Here is a 15,124-nt window from a genome sequence, read left to right as displayed (position 1 = left end):
ATTATTTGCTGTCTTTACCGACATGCAGAATAGCGAGGAAGGCTTCCTGCGGCAGTTCGACGTTACCGATCTGCTTCATTCGCTTTTTACCCTCTTTCTGTTTTTGCAGCAGCTTTTTCTTACGGCTGATATCGCCACCGTAGCACTTAGCCAGAACGTTTTTACGCAGTTGCTTAACCGTTGAACGCGCAATGATGTGCGTACCAATGGCCGCCTGAATTGCGATATCGAACTGCTGGCGAGGGATCAGATCTTTCATCTTCTCGACCAGTTCACGGCCACGGCTCTGGGAGTTATCGCGGTGGGTAATCAGCGCCAGTGCATCGACGCGTTCGTTGTTGATGAGGACATCAACGCGTACCATGTCGGAGGCCTGGAAACGTTTGAAGTTATAATCCAGCGACGCATAGCCGCGAGAAGTCGACTTCAGACGGTCGAAGAAGTCGAGTACCACTTCCGCCATTGGAATTTCATAGGTCAACGCAACCTGGTTACCGTGGTAAACCATGTTGGTCTGGACGCCACGCTTCTCGATACACAGCGTAATAACGTTGCCGAGGTATGCCTGCGGCAGCAGCATATGACATTCAGCAATCGGCTCGCGCAGTTCGTAAATGTTATTCAGCGGCGGCAGTTTGGACGGGCTGTCGACGTAGATAGTCTCTTTCGCCGTGGTTTCCACTTCGTACACTACGGTCGGCGCAGTGGTGATCAGATCCAGATCGTATTCACGTTCCAGACGCTCCTGAATGATCTCCATGTGCAGCAGCCCCAGGAAGCCACAGCGGAAACCGAAGCCCAGCGCGGTAGAACTTTCCGGTTCGTAGAACAGGGAAGCATCGTTGAGGCTCAGCTTACCAAGCGCATCACGGAAGTTTTCGTAGTCGTCGGAGCTGACCGGGAACAGACCCGCATATACCTGCGGCTTCACTTTTTTAAAGCCAGGCAGGGGTTTATCTGCCGGGTTACGAGCCAGCGTCAGGGTATCGCCTACCGGCGCGCCGAGGATGTCTTTAATGGCGCAAACTAACCAACCTACCTCGCCACACTTCAGTTCTGTACGGTCAACCTGTTTCGGCGTAAAGATACCCAGGCGATCAGCGTTGTAGACCTGACCGGTACTCATCACTTTGATTTTGTCGCCTTTACGCATGGTACCGTTTTTAATACGCACCAGCGAGACCACACCGAGATAGTTGTCGAACCAGGAGTCGATGATAAGCGCCTGTAACGGGCCTTCCGGGTCGCCTTCTGGCGGCGGAATATCACGCACCAGACGTTCAAGAACGTCGGTCACGCCAACACCGGTTTTCGCCGAGCAACGGACAGCGTCAGCCGCATCAATACCGACGATATCTTCAATCTCTTCCGCCACACGCTCTGGATCGGCGGCTGGCAGGTCAATTTTGTTCAGTACTGGCACCACTTCCAGATCCATTTCCATGGCGGTATAGCAGTTAGCCAGTGTTTGCGCTTCAACACCCTGCCCGGCATCAACGACCAGCAGTGCGCCTTCACAGGCGGCAAGCGAGCGTGAAACTTCATAAGAGAAGTCAACGTGGCCCGGGGTGTCGATAAAGTTAAGCTGGTAGGTTTCACCATCAGATGCTTTGAAATCGAGCGTCACGCTCTGCGCTTTGATAGTAATACCGCGCTCACGCTCAAGATCCATCGAGTCGAGAACCTGCGCTTCCATTTCACGGTCAGACAGGCCACCGCAGATCTGGATAATACGGTCAGACAGCGTCGATTTACCGTGGTCGATGTGAGCTATGATTGAAAAGTTACGTATGTTCTTCATATAGTGTAATTATTGTGCCTTACGCCTGCCTGGGCAGGCTCTGAGAAGTCGCTGTTCTGAGCTTAACGTCTGTTTTAGTGAAACGCCGCATTCTACACTACATCGCTGAGGCGAGGAAATGTTCATAGAGCAAGGATAGCGGGAACTGGAAACAACTTTGCAAAGTCAGTGAAACTTTTGCCGGATGGCGGCATAAACGCCTTATCCGGCCTACCTTTGCATCTGAGGACGCTGTAGGCCTGATAAGCGCAGCGCCATCAGGCAAAGATATCACTGCGGGGTTTCAACACGAATCAGATCGGGCGGGAGAGCTACGTTGAGAATAACCGGTTGCCAGGCTTCGCGCTCAGCAAGCTTACGGGAATATCCTCGCGCAATCAGGAATCCCCCCACACCGCCCAGTATCGCCCCGCTGAGTGCGGCGATATCGCTGCCAAACAGCACCTGAAACAGCGCAGCAAAAATAAAGAGTCCCGCCAGCGGAGACATATAAACCAGCATCGCCGAGCCTAACAGGCTCCCTTCGGCAATACCCAGTTCAACTTTCTGCCCAGGCGTCAGCGGTTCATCGCTGGGTACCACGATAGTATGCGTTGTTTGCGGCCCCAGTTTGTTCAGCACACGACTGCCACATCCAGCCCGCGACGCGCAGCTGCTACACGATGCTTTAACATCGCAGCTGACCGTCGCCAGACCATTTTGCCAGGAGACGACTGTTGCCCATTCTTTAATCATTGCGCGGCCCTGAACTTAATATTATCCGCGATACGCTTTGCCGTTTGCGGCGGGAGCTCGCCCACAATGGTGATTTCGGCATTATCCCGCACGGTAGTACTGACCGTTCGACGTCCGGTACGCAGCAGTTGATCGGCGCTGTTTTGCGACGCGCGGTTCACGTTCACAGAAAAACTGAACAGGCCATCAGAATACAGGCGCGATTCAATCGGCATGTTATCCATTGTCGGCAGCGGGCGTCGACTGCTGGAAACCTCGCTGAAGCCTTGCGGTAACCACGATGGACTCCAGTTGAAGTTCGTTTTCTCCCCCGCAGGAACTGACAATAACGGCGGAAGGTTTGCTTTCGCCAGCGTCTGCATGCTGTCGCTAACCCCGTTATTGACGGTAAAGGCGATAACGCGGAATTGTTCAAGCGTTTCGCCATCCCGATCGAGGAGATCGACACGCATTGGCAGCTTGGTTTCGGTGTCCATCCAGACGATGTAGCTGTAACGCGTACCGTCACGCGCTACCACGCGGATAACTTCACAGAGTCGGTCGGCAATACGCGTGCGTCCTACCGCGATAAAATCATAGTAGGGTGCAAGACGTTTAAAATCGGTGTAAATCAGGGATGGCAGAGAATCAACAATATAGTCGCCATTCAGCGTGAACGGTTCGAGTCCTGGCTCAAAGTAACTGATTTCATTGCCACGTTGCACCACTTCCCGACGCGGTCCATCCATTTGCAACAACTGTGCAAGAGGGCGGTTGTCCTGGCGGGCATGGCGATAACGTAGGGATTCAACGCCCTGCTTATTGATGCTGACAAATGACAGCTCATAGGTGAGCGACTGGCTGGCCAGATTCATCTGCTGCAACAACGCCCCGGACGCAGGATTGGCCGAGGCGTTTACAGAGAAGAACAGGCTACCAGCCACAAGTGACATGGCAAACCAAAGTTGCTTCATTACTGCGATTGCGTTCCTAAAGTTTGAATTCCTGGCACCTGGACAGCGGCTTGCTGTGTTTGCGCCTGCTCAAACTGAAGCTGTTCGGAGTGCAGTCGACGTTGCAGTTCGTAATCCTGCAACATGGCATTAATACGACGACGCTGCTCCTGTACCTGCTGTTGCTGACCGCCGCTGGCAGTCGCGTCAGAAGGTACACCCAGGCTCACCGGACTGGCTTTACCCATCATCGGTAATGTATTAAATACCGGCGTTTCGGGCTGCTGGGACGTTTCAGATTGTCCATTATAGTGCTGGACGCCAACAATAACTGCAAGTGATACACACGCGGCCACACCCATTTGGGTAAGCTGCGCAGCCCACGGACGCATTTTCTTCCAGAATGGCATTTTCTGCCACTGATGCGGTGCTGGCTGGGCCTCAGGGATCAATGGCACCGCCTGACGTACTGGCTCATCTGCGATAGCAGCCATTACGCGGTCGGAAATATCGAAATGGAGAACGTCGGCGGTATCACCTCGCATGGAATCGCGAATCAGGTGATAACTCTCCCAGGTTTTTTGCATTTCCGGGTCATGAGCCAGCTCTTTGAGCAACTCAGTGTCCAGCGTTTCGCCATCCATTAAAGCGGAAAGTTTTTCTTTCTGCATGCCTAATACCTTTTCCAGTATCCCGCTATCGTCAACGCCTGATAAGCGGTTGAACTTTATTATCAATAGCTTCCCTCGCTCGGAAGATACGTGAACGCACCGTACCCACCGGACAATCCATGATAGCGGCTATCTCTTCATAGCTCAGGCCATCCAGCTCCCGCAAGGTTATTGCCATGCGTAAATCTTCCGGGAGGGACTCAATAGTTCGGAAAACTATCTGTCTCAGTTCTTCTGACAACATTAAGTTCTCAGGGTTCGAAATTTCTTTCAGCGCACCGCCACTTTCGTAATTTTCTGCTTCTATCGCATCTATATCACTGGAAGGTGGACGACGCCCCTGAGCGACCAGGTAATTCTTCGCTGTATTGACCGCAATACGATACAGCCAGGTATAAAAAGCACTATCTCCCCGGAACGAGTCCAGCGCACGATAGGCCTTGATAAATGCTTCTTGTACAACATCGGGAACATCGCCCGACGGTACATAGCGGGAAACCAGACTCGCCACTTTATGCTGGTAGCGAACCACCAGTAAGTTAAAGGCTTTCTGATCTCCCTTCTGGACCCGTTCAACCAGGACCTGGTCCGTTAACTGCTCGCTCATCCGAGGTAAAGTCTCCCCAAACCAAATTTCCACGCGCTTTCGAAACGCCACTCCATAAGCTTCACTATGAGCAAGCAAAAGCTTAGAGTGCTCAAGTTTCGTAAAGTTCCGTTACGCATTTGTTTTTGTTTGTCATGTTGTAGACAGGTCTTATCTCTCATTATAAGTCTACATAACCCGATCAACGCACTATCTGTATAGAAATGCCCATTTCACCGCCAGCAGAGTAACCCAACAGCCACTTTATTTCACCTCATAATCTGATGCTAACGGCCTGCTTCACAAAATATTTTTGCTCTTTCACTCATCCACATTCCCTTCCCCTGTGTTTAGCCATTGCAACACGGTTGAAAATAAAACGTGCAGCATCGCGCAGTATGGTGCTATGGTGAGCGAACACTGTTTAGTAAATTAAACAAAAATCATGAATACGACTCCCGAATTATCCTGTGACGTGCTGATCATTGGCAGCGGGGCTGCCGGACTCTCACTGGCGCTACGCCTGGCTGAAAAACATCAGGTCATTGTCCTGAGCAAAGGACCAGTTAGTGAAGGCTCGACATTTTATGCTCAGGGTGGCATCGCCGCTGTTTTCGATGAAACCGACAGCATTGACTCCCACGTTGAAGACACGCTGATTGCAGGGGCCGGTCTTTGCGATCGTCATGCCGTTGAGTTTGTAGCCAGTAACGCCCGCTCGTGTGTCCAGTGGCTAATTGATCAAGGCGTCTTATTTGATACTCAGGTTCAACCCAATGGCGAAGAGAGCTATCATCTGACCCGAGAAGGCGGCCATAGCCATCGACGAATCCTGCATGCGGCAGATGCCACTGGTAAAGAGGTCGAAACCACATTGGTCAGCCAGGCGCAAAGTCATCCGAATATTCGGGTACTGGAGCGCAGTAACGCCGTGGACCTGATCATCTCAGATAAAGTTGGTCTACCGGGGACGCGTCGGGTTGTCGGAGCCTGGATCTGGAATCGTAATAAAGAAGCCGTTGAGACCTGCCATGCGAAGTCGGTAGTGTTGGCCACTGGCGGCGCTTCTAAAGTGTATCAATACACCACCAATCCGGATATTTCTTCGGGCGACGGTATTGCGATGGCCTGGCGCGCAGGATGCCGCGTCGCCAATCTGGAATTTAACCAATTTCACCCAACCGCGCTGTATCATCCACAGGCGCGCAATTTTCTGCTGACTGAAGCGCTTCGCGGCGAAGGCGCACACCTGAAACGCCCGGATGGCTCACGCTTTATGCCCGACTTTGACAAGCGCGGCGAGCTGGCCCCACGTGATATTGTCGCCCGTGCCATCGACCACGAAATGAAGCGCCTCGGCGCTGACTGTATGTTCCTCGACATCAGCCATAAGCCCGAAGAGTTTGTTCGCCAGCATTTCCCGATGATTTACGAAAAATTGCTGGGACTGGGCATCGATCTGACCAAAGAGCCGGTCCCTATCGTTCCTGCCGCGCACTATACCTGCGGCGGCGTGATGGTTGATGACTTTGGTCGTACAGATGTCGACGGGCTGTATGCGATCGGCGAAGTGAGTTATACCGGCCTGCATGGCGCCAACCGCATGGCGTCGAACTCGCTGCTGGAGTGTCTGGTGTATGGCTGGTCTGCGGCGGAAGATATTGACCGCAGAATGCCTTATGCCCGCGGCGTTAACTCGCTCCCGGGTTGGGATGAAAGCCGGGTAGAAAACCCGGATGAGTTGGTTGTCATTCAGCATAACTGGCATGAGCTGCGGCTGTTTATGTGGGATTACGTCGGCATCGTGCGCACCACTAAACGTCTGGAGCGCGCCCTGCGCCGTATCACCATGCTGCAACAGGAAATCGACGAGTATTACGCCCATTTCCGTGTGTCGAACAACCTACTGGAGCTGCGCAATCTGGTGCAGGTTGCCGAGCTGATTGTCCGCTGCGCGATGATGCGCAAAGAGAGTCGGGGCCTGCACTACACGCTGGATTATCCAGAACAGCTTCCAGAGGCGGGCCCGTCAATTCTCTCGCCGCTCAGTCATCACATAAACAGATAGAATGCCTGGGTCAGCGCCGTATAACCTTCAGAGTAACGTTGGTCTGGCCCACGGATAACCAACCTGTCGCTAAAGCACTCCCCGGCCTGCGGGGAGAATGCCAGCAATACCCGATGCGGTAGACGGGCCTCGGTTTCTGCTACATCTGTGCGCAATCGCAGATGCCAGCCCATGCCAAGTGCCTGCTGAGTAAATGCGTTACCAATCTGCTCCGGTAGCACTACACAAAAAAAGCCTTCTTCCGTAATGCTGTCCGCCGCCAGCGTAAGCAATGCCTGATGATCGAGCGTGGTGGTGTAGCGTGCCTGCTCGCGCTGCGGCGTAGCACATTCCACGCCCTGTTCATAATAGGGAGGATTGCTGATGATCAAATCAAAACGCACGGTCTGGCGCGGTATCCACTGCTGGGCATCTTCCGTATGCACGTTCACACGATGCATCCACGGAGATTGCGCGATGTTCTCCTGCGCCTGCTGCGCGGCGTCGACATCAAGCTCCACGGCGTCAATGATGACGTTTTCATCAGTGCGCTGGGCCAGCATCAGCGCCAGCAGGCCGCTCCCGGTACCAATATCCAGGATCCGCTTTACGCCCGCAACGGGGGCCCAGGCCCCCAATAAAATGCCGTCCGTTCCGACTTTCATTGCACAACGATCGTGTGCCACAAAAAACTGCTTAAAAGTAAATCCATTACGTCTAAGTACGGATGTAGACTGGGGCATGAAGAACAACCTTCCTGGAAAAAAAACGATAACATAGGATAAAAACAATACCTGAGAAGGTATATCCATACAAACAGATGAAGATTGCAGCCGTAACGTCTATAATCAGCGCCCCACTCAGAGGTAGAACATGACTGTAACGACTTTTTCCGAACTTGAACTCGATGAAAGCCTGCTGGAAGCCCTCCAGGAAAAAGGTTTCACTCGCCCGACCGCCATTCAGGCTGCCGCCATTCCGCCTGCGCTCGATGGCCGTGATGTACTCGGTTCTGCGCCGACAGGCACCGGTAAAACGGCGGCATATTTGCTGCCAGCGTTGCAGCACTTGCTCGACTTCCCGCGCAAGAAATCAGGTCCACCGCGCATTTTAATCCTGACACCGACGCGCGAACTGGCGATGCAGGTTGCCGAACACGCCCGTGAATTGGCCAAAAATACGCATCTGGATATTGCCACCATTACCGGCGGCGTGGCTTACATGAACCACATGGAAGTCTTTAGCGAAAACCAGGACATCGTGGTCGCCACCACGGGTCGTCTGCTGCAATACATTAAAGAAGAGAACTTCGACTGCCATGCAGTTGAAACGCTGATCCTCGATGAAGCAGACCGTATGCTGGACATGGGCTTTGCCCAGGACATCGAACATATCGCCGGTGAAACCCGCTGGCGTAAGCAAACGATGCTGTTCTCCGCCACCCTGGAAGGCGATGCGATCAAAGATTTTGCCGAGCGTCTGCTGGAAGATCCTGTCGAAGTCTCGGCAGATCCGTCCACCCGCGAACGCAAGAAGATCCATCAGTTTTACTACCGTGCCGATGATATCGAGCACAAAACTGCCCTGCTGATCCATCTTTTAAAACAGCCGGAAGCGACCCGCTCAATTGTCTTTGTACGCAAACGCGAACGTGTGCACGAGCTGGCTGGCTGGCTGCGCCAGGCAGGCATTAATAACTGCTATCTCGAAGGCGAGATGGTGCAGAACAAACGTAACGAAGCGATCAAACGCCTGACCGATGGTCGCGTGAACGTGCTGGTAGCCACCGACGTTGCCGCTCGCGGGATCGATATTCCTGACGTCAGCCACGTGTTTAACTTCGACATGCCGCGCAGTGGCGATGCCTATCTGCACCGCATTGGTCGTACCGGTCGTGCCGGGCGTAAAGGTACTGCAATCTCTTTGGTTGAAGCGCATGACCACCTGCTGCTCGGCAAAGCGAGCCGCTATATTGACGAGCCGCTGAAAGCACGCGTCATCGACGAACTGCGTCCAACCACGCGCGCGCCAAGTGAGAAATCCAACGGTAAGCCATCCAAGAAAGTGCTGGCGAAGCGCGCCGAGAAAAAAGCGAAAGAGAAAGAGAAGCCGCGGGTGAAAAAACGTCACCGCGACGCCAAAAATATCGGCAAACGTCGTAAGCCGAGCGGAGCTGCTACCCAGCAGTCTGACAAAGAGTAAACCGAATGCCGGGCCGTTTAGCCCGGCATTTTTTCATGCGCAGCAAAGCTCTCTGTAATACATTCCATAAAAACCCGTATCGCCGGGCTAACGACTTTTCCGGCATGATGTGCGCACAATGCGGTAATCAATTCAGGCTTTTCACTGAACGGCAACTCGATTAATTCTCCTGAGTGTAATTCCTTCTCAACGGTAAACCGCGGTAAAAAACTGACACCAAGATTCGCAGAGACACACTGCTTGATGCTTTCGATACTCCATAGCTCAATAGTATTTTCCAGCGTTATCTGCCGCTTACGCAGCAGACTTTCAAAACGCTGTCTAAAAATACATTGCGGTTCATTAATGATAAAACTGCAGGGAATATGCTGATTATGCTGAGTGAAATCAACATCCTGAAGAGCCGGAGAGGCGACCAGCGCCAGTGACTGTTCACCCAGTGACAGCATCTCAAGCGCCTCATCATTCCCAACCCGATAAAACACCCCCAGATCAACCTCATCGTCCAGCAGGGCATCACGAATGACATAACAATTGAGCGACTGTAGGGACAACCGAACATTGGGAGCGCGTTGTTTAAAGCGCTGTAAAACCTGCGGCATTTTATAGGCCAGTAACGTTTCTCCGGTTGCGACGCGGAGATCGCCGCTCGGCTGCGCATCCTGATGTGCTGACTGTCGGATCGATGCCATCACACGCGTCAGGTCATGTATATGCGGCATCAGCCGTTTGCCCTCACTGGTGAGACACATCCGCCGGCCAATTTTTTCGAATAGCTGTACTGAGAGTTCTTGTTCAAGCTGTTGAATATGAAACGTTACGGTTGATTGCGTACAGCAAAGCTTTTGTGAAGCCCGAAGGAATGAGCCCTCTTCCACCACTGTTTTTAACGTAATAAACCGACGTAAATCCATTCGCACCAACCCATCGAAAATATCGAATTCAGAATGCAAAAACATTCATTTTTTTAAATGTTTTGTCTCGGGTACTGTCTACCAAAACAGAGGAGATAACAAGTGACCCCCATGCTTTTAAGTGCATTCTGGACCTATACACTGATTACTGCGCTAACACCCGGCCCGAATAATATCCTCGCGCTGAGTGCGGCGACATCACATGGCTTACGTCAAAGCACGCGTGTTCTGGCCGGAATGAGTCTGGGCTTTTTAATCGTCATGCTGCTGTGCGCCGGGATCTCGTTTTCGCTGGCGGTCATGGATCCGGCTATTATTCATTGGCTGAGTTGGGCAGGGGCAGCCTACATTTTATGGCTGGCGCTGAAAATCGCCACCAGCCCAGCCTCAAACGATAGGCTGCAGGCGGAACCGATTAGCTTTTGGGCGAGTTTTGGTTTGCAGTTTGTGAACGTCAAAATCATTTTGTACGGCATTACCGCGTTATCCACATTTGTATTGCCGTATACACAGGACGCGCACTGGTTGATTGGAGTGAGTATTCTGTTGGCGCTGATCGGCACCTTCGGAAATGCCTGCTGGGCGCTGGCGGGCCATCTTTTTCAGCGCGTTTTTCGCCGTTACGGCCGGCAGTTGAATATCATTCTGGCGCTGCTGTTGGTGTATTGCGCGGTGAGGATCTTTTACTAACGGATGCAAAAAAGCGGAAGAGACACTGGCATCTTCCGCTTTTTGATTCTTTGCTAAACGGGGTTATTCCCCGTGACCCTTACAGGCTCTCAGTAAAGGTACGAGCAATAACGTCGCGCTGCTGTTCTGGGGTCAGAGAGTTGAAACGCACTGCATAACCAGAAACACGGATGGTCAGCTGCGGATATTTTTCCGGATGCTTAACTGCATCTTCCAGCGTTTCGCGACGCAGAACGTTCACGTTCAGGTGCTGACCACCTTCCACGCGGACTTCCGGCTGTACGTCTACCGGTACTTCACGGTATTCGATTTCGCCCAGTTTGCTGACAGCAACGACTTCATCAGCATTGAAACCTGCTTTGGCAACGATGCAGCGTGCTTCGCCTTTTTCGCTGTCCAGCAGCCAGAAAGAGTTCAGCAGGTCGTCGTTTGCAGCTTTAGTAATCTGGATACCTGTAATCATTTGATGCCTCCCCGGCAAAATTATTTGATCTCGGTTGGCCGTCATCCGGCCAATTGGTAAAACCATTGTTGCTTGAGTGTATATATACCCCTCACACACCCTTGAATCTTTGATTTAAATCAATAAAAACCACACATGAAAAGTGGTGATAGGTGGATTTTATTGTTTTACATCAACTTACGCCATATACACAGCTAAACTTTTTACATAAATTTTCAACTATCTTTAAGAGGTAGCGCTTTGAGAAACGTGCAGAATTTTGCGCCGTTGAAAGAAGCAGTTAAGCTATGGGGATTGAAAAAATCGCAGGAGAGCGAGATGGCCACCGAATTAACCTGGCACGATGTGCTGGCTGAAGAGAAACAGCAGCCTTACTTTGTTAACACGCTGCATACCGTTGCCGGCGAGCGTCAGTCGGGTATGACAATCTATCCACCGCAAAAAGATGTGTTTAACGCGTTTCGCTTTACTGAGCTTGGCGACGTTAAAGTTGTCATTCTGGGGCAAGATCCCTACCACGGCCCAGGCCAGGCACACGGTCTCGCCTTCTCTGTACGCCCTGGCATCGCCACTCCGCCGTCACTACTGAACATGTATAAAGAGCTGGAAGCCACCATCCCGGGATTTACCCGTCCGACACATGGATACCTGGAAAGCTGGGCACGCCAGGGCGTATTGTTACTCAACACCGTTCTCACCGTTCGGGCGGGTCAGGCGCATTCGCATGCCAGTCTGGGATGGGAAACGTTTACTGATAAAGTCATCAGCCTGATTAACCAACATCGGGAAGGTGTGGTTTTCCTGCTCTGGGGTTCACATGCTCAGAAGAAAGGCGCGATTATTGATGCGCAGCGTCACCATGTGTTGAAAGCGCCACACCCATCACCGCTCTCTGCGCATCGCGGTTTCTTTGGCTGCAATCACTTTGTACTGGCTAATGAATGGCTGGAACAACGAGGTGAAAAACCGATTGACTGGATGCCGATATTACCCGCAGAAAGCGAGTAAAAAAATGCCAGCGATTCGCTGGCATTTTTATTATCAGGCTTTGTTCTGACGCCACCACTCCGCGAGTAGCACGCCGGTCGCAACAGAAACGTTAAGCGTTTCTACATTGCCGGTACCGTCAATCGCCACGCACAAATCGTCGGCTGAGCATGCCGCTTCCGGCAGAGCTTCACGCTCACGCCCTAATACCAGCACCATTTTTTCCGGCAGCGTGGTCGTAAACAGCGGTTTACCTTTCACGCTTGAGGTCATCACTATCGTGTAACCCGCGTTACGGAAATCGTCCAGCACGTCGACAATACTGTCACCGGTAATCGGCTGAACGTGCTCAGCCCCCCCTTCAGCGGTACGGATAGCCGCACCCGATTCCAGCAGCGCCGCATCCTGCACCACCACGCCTTTCACACCGAAGTGTGCGCAGCTACGCATCATACCGCCCAGGTTATGCGGGTTGGCGATATCTTCCAGCGCCAGTACGCAATCCTGCGCGCCCGCCTGACCAACCCACTGCTTAACGGTGGTACCGTTACGTTTTTTAATCAGGAAACAGACACCACCGTGGTGTTCAGTGCCAGAGGCCTTCGCCAGTTCGGCTTCGTCAACCACGTGGTAGGCTTTGCGGTTTGCCGCCATCCAGCGTAATGCTTCTTTAAAGCGCGGGGTGACGCTCTGAACAAACCAGGCGCGGACGATAGCGTCCGGACGACTCTGGAACAGAGCCTGACAGGCATTCTCACCGTAAACGCGAGTTTCTTCCGCGCGCTGGCGACGTAATACTTCCGGATCGATAAAGCTTTTGCCGCTGATACCGCCGTGATCGGCTTTTTCCGCTGCGTCATCACTCGGGGCGCGGGACACGGTACGCCATGGCGAATCCTCACGTTTACGATCGCGTTCAACATCGCGGTCACGACCACGTTCACGGCCTCGTTCGCTGTTCGGACCCTTTCTGTCATCACGGGCAGGGCGACGACCGCCTTCGGCTCGGGAAGTACCGGGGCGACCGCCGCCTTTACCAGTACGTGGATTTTGGGTGCGTTTATCCGAGTCATCGTCACTGCGGACGTACATCACTTTGACCTTGCCGTTTTTGTTCTTCAGTTCGTCGCTCATGTTTTTCTCCACCTGCTCTGCGCGAAGCGCGCAGATTACCCGATGTGCACGTCGTTAGCCATTATTTCATTTAAAAGCTAAGGACTATTGTACTCATTGAATAAAACGCATTGTTGTTTAGAACAGACTCCCCGATAATATGTAACATAATAGAAACATACTGGCGTTACTGCCGTGAAGTCCACTCCACTCATCCAGAGGTTAGTTATGAATACCGTTTGTACCAGCTGCCAGGCTATCAACCGCATCCCCGACGATCGTGTCCAGGAAGCGGCTAAATGCGGACGCTGTGGTCACGACCTGTTTGATGGGGAGGTGATCAATGCGACCGGTGAAACACTGGATAAACTGTTAAAAGACGATCTCCCGGTGGTGGTTGATTTTTGGGCCCCCTGGTGTGGTCCATGCCGCAACTTCGCTCCGATTTTTGAAGATGTCGCGGAAGAACGTAGCGGTAAAGTACGTTTTGTTAAAGTGAATACGGAAGCCGAACGTGAGCTCAGCGCCCGCTTCGGTATCCGCAGCATCCCGACCATCATGATCTTCAGAAAAGGTGAAATCGTCGACATGCTTAATGGTGCCGTACCTAAGGCTCCGTTTGATAGCTGGCTTAACGAATCATTATAAACTCTGCGGGGCACATCTTGTGCCCCGTTTTGTCCTCTGAGACAATAGCATTTTTCAACGTGCTTCCCGATGACCAATAACGCCGTTCTCCAGTTACGTGCCGAGCGTCTTGCGCGCGCCACGCGCCCTTTTCTTGCCCGAGGTAATCGCATCCGTCGCTGTCAGCGCTGCCTGCTGCCGCTGAAACTGTGCCTGTGTGAAACGCTGACGCCAGCTCAGGCGAAAAGCTGTTTTTGCCTGGTGATGTTTGATACCGAACCGATGAAGCCCAGCAATACCGGGCGTTTAATTGCCGATATCCTGCCCGAAACAACGGCTTTTCAGTGGTCACGCACCGAGCCACCGCAGGCGCTGCTTGAACTGGTGAAAAATCCGGATTATCAGCCGATGGTCGTATTCCCGGCATCTTATGCCGACGAGGGGCGTGAGGTCATTTTCACACCACCAGCCGGTAAACCACCGCTATTCATTATGCTTGATGGCACCTGGCCAGAAGCACGCAAAATGTTCCGCAAAAGCCCGTACCTTGATAACCTGCCGGTGATCTCCGTCGATTTATCACGCCTCTCCGCTTACCATCTGCGCGAAGTCCATGCCGAGGGGCAATATTGCACTGCCGAAGTGGCAATTGCTTTACTGGATCTGGCAGGTGATACGCAGGCAGCCGAAGGATTAGGTGAGCACTTCACGCGCTTTAAAACACGCTACCTGGCAGGAAAAACTCAACATCAGGGAAGCGTCACAGCAGACTCAACAGAAAGCGTTTAAAATCATTCGGTCACTGGAGTCATTAAGGAAGCCGATATGAGTCAACGTGGTCTGGAAGCGCTACTGCGACCGAAATCCATTGCCGTGATTGGGGCGTCAATGAAGCCCAATCGAGCAGGATACCTGATGATGCGTAACCTGCTGGCAGGAGGGTTCAACGGCCCCGTTTTACCAGTGACCCCCGCCTGGAAAGCCGTGTTGGGCGTACTGGCGTGGCCCAATATCAGCAGCCTGCCTTTTAGCCCCGATCTCGCCGTGTTGTGCACCAATGCCAGCCGCAACCTGACGTTGCTCGAAGCACTTGGCGAGAAAGGCTGCAAAACCTGCATTATTCTCTCGGCTCCCACGGCGCAACACGCGGAGCTGCTGGCCTGTGCATCACGCTACAACATACGTCTGCTGGGGCCCAACAGTCTGGGACTTCTCGCGCCCTGGCAGGGGCTTAACGCCAGCTTTTCCCCCGTCCCCATCAAGCGCGGCAAGCTGGCATTTATTTCCCAGTCGGCTGCGATTTCCAACACCATTCTGGACTGGGCGCAGCAGCGCGACATGGGTTTTTCCTGGTTT

17 protein-coding genes are annotated in these 15,124 nt (G+C 52.7%); 7 read left to right on the top strand and 10 right to left on the bottom strand.

Going from position 1 to position 15,124, the window contains the following annotated elements; translation table 11 throughout:
• Window position 1: 1 nt before the first annotated feature.
• From lepA to rseD, 6 genes are all read right to left on the bottom strand, one after another.
• A complete protein-coding gene (gene lepA, locus EHN13_RS22200; RefSeq protein ID WP_005130327.1) occupies window positions 2–1,801 on the bottom strand; it encodes a translation elongation factor 4 in 1,800 nt (599 codons plus the stop codon).
• 270 nt (window positions 1,802–2,071) lie between these two features.
• Window positions 2,072–2,536, bottom strand: a complete 465-nt coding sequence (gene rseC / locus EHN13_RS22195; RefSeq protein ID WP_048210887.1) for a SoxR-reducing system protein RseC — start codon at window positions 2,534–2,536, stop codon at window positions 2,072–2,074.
• Window positions 2,533–3,489 (bottom strand): sigma-E factor regulatory protein RseB, encoded by a 957-nt coding sequence (gene rseB, locus EHN13_RS22190; protein WP_048210886.1) that lies wholly within the window; start codon window positions 3,487–3,489, stop codon window positions 2,533–2,535. Before rseB ends, rseC begins: the two co-directional genes overlap by 4 nt.
• Window positions 3,489–4,139 carry an anti-sigma-E factor RseA gene (gene rseA, locus EHN13_RS22185; protein WP_005130332.1) on the bottom strand — a complete coding sequence of 217 codons (651 nt, stop codon included), beginning with the start codon at window positions 4,137–4,139 and terminating at the stop codon, window positions 3,489–3,491. The genes rseB and rseA overlap by 1 nt, the downstream gene beginning before the upstream one ends.
• A gap of 31 nt (window positions 4,140–4,170) precedes the next feature.
• Window positions 4,171–4,746, bottom strand: a complete 576-nt coding sequence (gene rpoE, locus EHN13_RS22180) for an RNA polymerase sigma factor RpoE (protein ID WP_003037573.1) — start codon at window positions 4,744–4,746, stop codon at window positions 4,171–4,173.
• Window positions 4,743–4,907, bottom strand: a complete 165-nt coding sequence (gene rseD, locus EHN13_RS22175; protein ID WP_124022090.1) for a rpoE leader peptide RseD — start codon at window positions 4,905–4,907, stop codon at window positions 4,743–4,745. The genes rpoE and rseD overlap by 4 nt, the downstream gene beginning before the upstream one ends.
• Window positions 4,908–5,170: 263 nt before the next feature.
• On the opposite strand from rseD, the gene nadB reads away from it, so the two are divergent.
• Window positions 5,171–6,793 carry an L-aspartate oxidase gene (gene nadB, locus EHN13_RS22170; RefSeq protein ID WP_061068365.1) on the top strand — a complete coding sequence of 541 codons (1,623 nt, stop codon included), beginning with the start codon at window positions 5,171–5,173 and terminating at the stop codon, window positions 6,791–6,793.
• Here the strand turns inward: nadB and trmN are convergent.
• Window positions 6,778–7,515, bottom strand: coding sequence for a tRNA(1)(Val) (adenine(37)-N(6))-methyltransferase TrmN (gene trmN, locus EHN13_RS22165; RefSeq protein ID WP_124022089.1), 738 nt, complete (start codon window positions 7,513–7,515; stop codon window positions 6,778–6,780). The genes nadB and trmN overlap by 16 nt on opposite strands.
• Window positions 7,516–7,645: 130 nt before the next feature.
• Between trmN and srmB the strand changes: the two genes are divergently transcribed.
• Window positions 7,646–8,974, top strand: coding sequence for an ATP-dependent RNA helicase SrmB (gene srmB, locus EHN13_RS22160; RefSeq protein WP_061068367.1), 1,329 nt, complete (start codon window positions 7,646–7,648; stop codon window positions 8,972–8,974).
• 17 nt (window positions 8,975–8,991) lie between these two features.
• Here srmB and EHN13_RS22155 read toward each other — a convergent pair whose 3' ends face one another.
• Entirely contained in the window at window positions 8,992–9,888 is an 897-nt protein-coding gene (locus EHN13_RS22155) for a LysR family transcriptional regulator (RefSeq protein ID WP_121585497.1), read from the bottom strand.
• A gap of 102 nt (window positions 9,889–9,990) precedes the next feature.
• On the opposite strand from EHN13_RS22155, the gene eamB reads away from it, so the two are divergent.
• Window positions 9,991–10,578, top strand: coding sequence for a cysteine/O-acetylserine transporter (gene eamB, locus EHN13_RS22150; RefSeq protein ID WP_124022088.1), 588 nt, complete (start codon window positions 9,991–9,993; stop codon window positions 10,576–10,578).
• A 79-nt stretch (window positions 10,579–10,657) separates the two neighbouring features.
• Here eamB and grcA read toward each other — a convergent pair whose 3' ends face one another.
• Window positions 10,658–11,041 carry an autonomous glycyl radical cofactor GrcA gene (gene grcA / locus EHN13_RS22145; RefSeq protein ID WP_003037563.1) on the bottom strand — a complete coding sequence of 128 codons (384 nt, stop codon included), beginning with the start codon at window positions 11,039–11,041 and terminating at the stop codon, window positions 10,658–10,660.
• 318 nt (window positions 11,042–11,359) lie between these two features.
• On the opposite strand from grcA, the gene ung reads away from it, so the two are divergent.
• Window positions 11,360–12,049: a uracil-DNA glycosylase gene (gene ung / locus EHN13_RS22140; RefSeq protein WP_124022087.1), complete on the top strand. Its 690-nt coding sequence runs from the start codon at window positions 11,360–11,362 to the stop codon at window positions 12,047–12,049.
• Between the two features lie 33 nt (window positions 12,050–12,082).
• Here ung and EHN13_RS22135 read toward each other — a convergent pair whose 3' ends face one another.
• Entirely contained in the window at window positions 12,083–13,162 is a 1,080-nt protein-coding gene (locus EHN13_RS22135) for a tRNA/rRNA methyltransferase (RefSeq protein WP_048210880.1), read from the bottom strand.
• 207 nt (window positions 13,163–13,369) lie between these two features.
• Between EHN13_RS22135 and trxC the strand changes: the two genes are divergently transcribed.
• The 3 genes from trxC to EHN13_RS22120 all read left to right on the top strand — a co-directional run.
• Window positions 13,370–13,789, top strand: coding sequence for a thioredoxin TrxC (gene trxC / locus EHN13_RS22130; RefSeq protein ID WP_003037559.1), 420 nt, complete (start codon window positions 13,370–13,372; stop codon window positions 13,787–13,789).
• A 69-nt stretch (window positions 13,790–13,858) separates the two neighbouring features.
• Window positions 13,859–14,557 (top strand): tRNA-uridine aminocarboxypropyltransferase, encoded by a 699-nt coding sequence (gene tapT / locus EHN13_RS22125; protein ID WP_124022086.1) that lies wholly within the window; start codon window positions 13,859–13,861, stop codon window positions 14,555–14,557.
• Between the two features lie 36 nt (window positions 14,558–14,593).
• The coding region (locus EHN13_RS22120; protein ID WP_148085790.1) for a CoA-binding protein at window positions 14,594–15,124 on the top strand (531 nt) is incomplete at its 3' end.

This window comes from Citrobacter youngae (assembly GCF_003818115.1).
In the GTDB taxonomy this organism is placed as follows: domain Bacteria; phylum Pseudomonadota; class Gammaproteobacteria; order Enterobacterales; family Enterobacteriaceae; genus Citrobacter; species Citrobacter youngae.
Note: the sequence above shows the minus strand (reverse complement) of the source record. Positions and strands in the feature narration are given on the sequence as shown.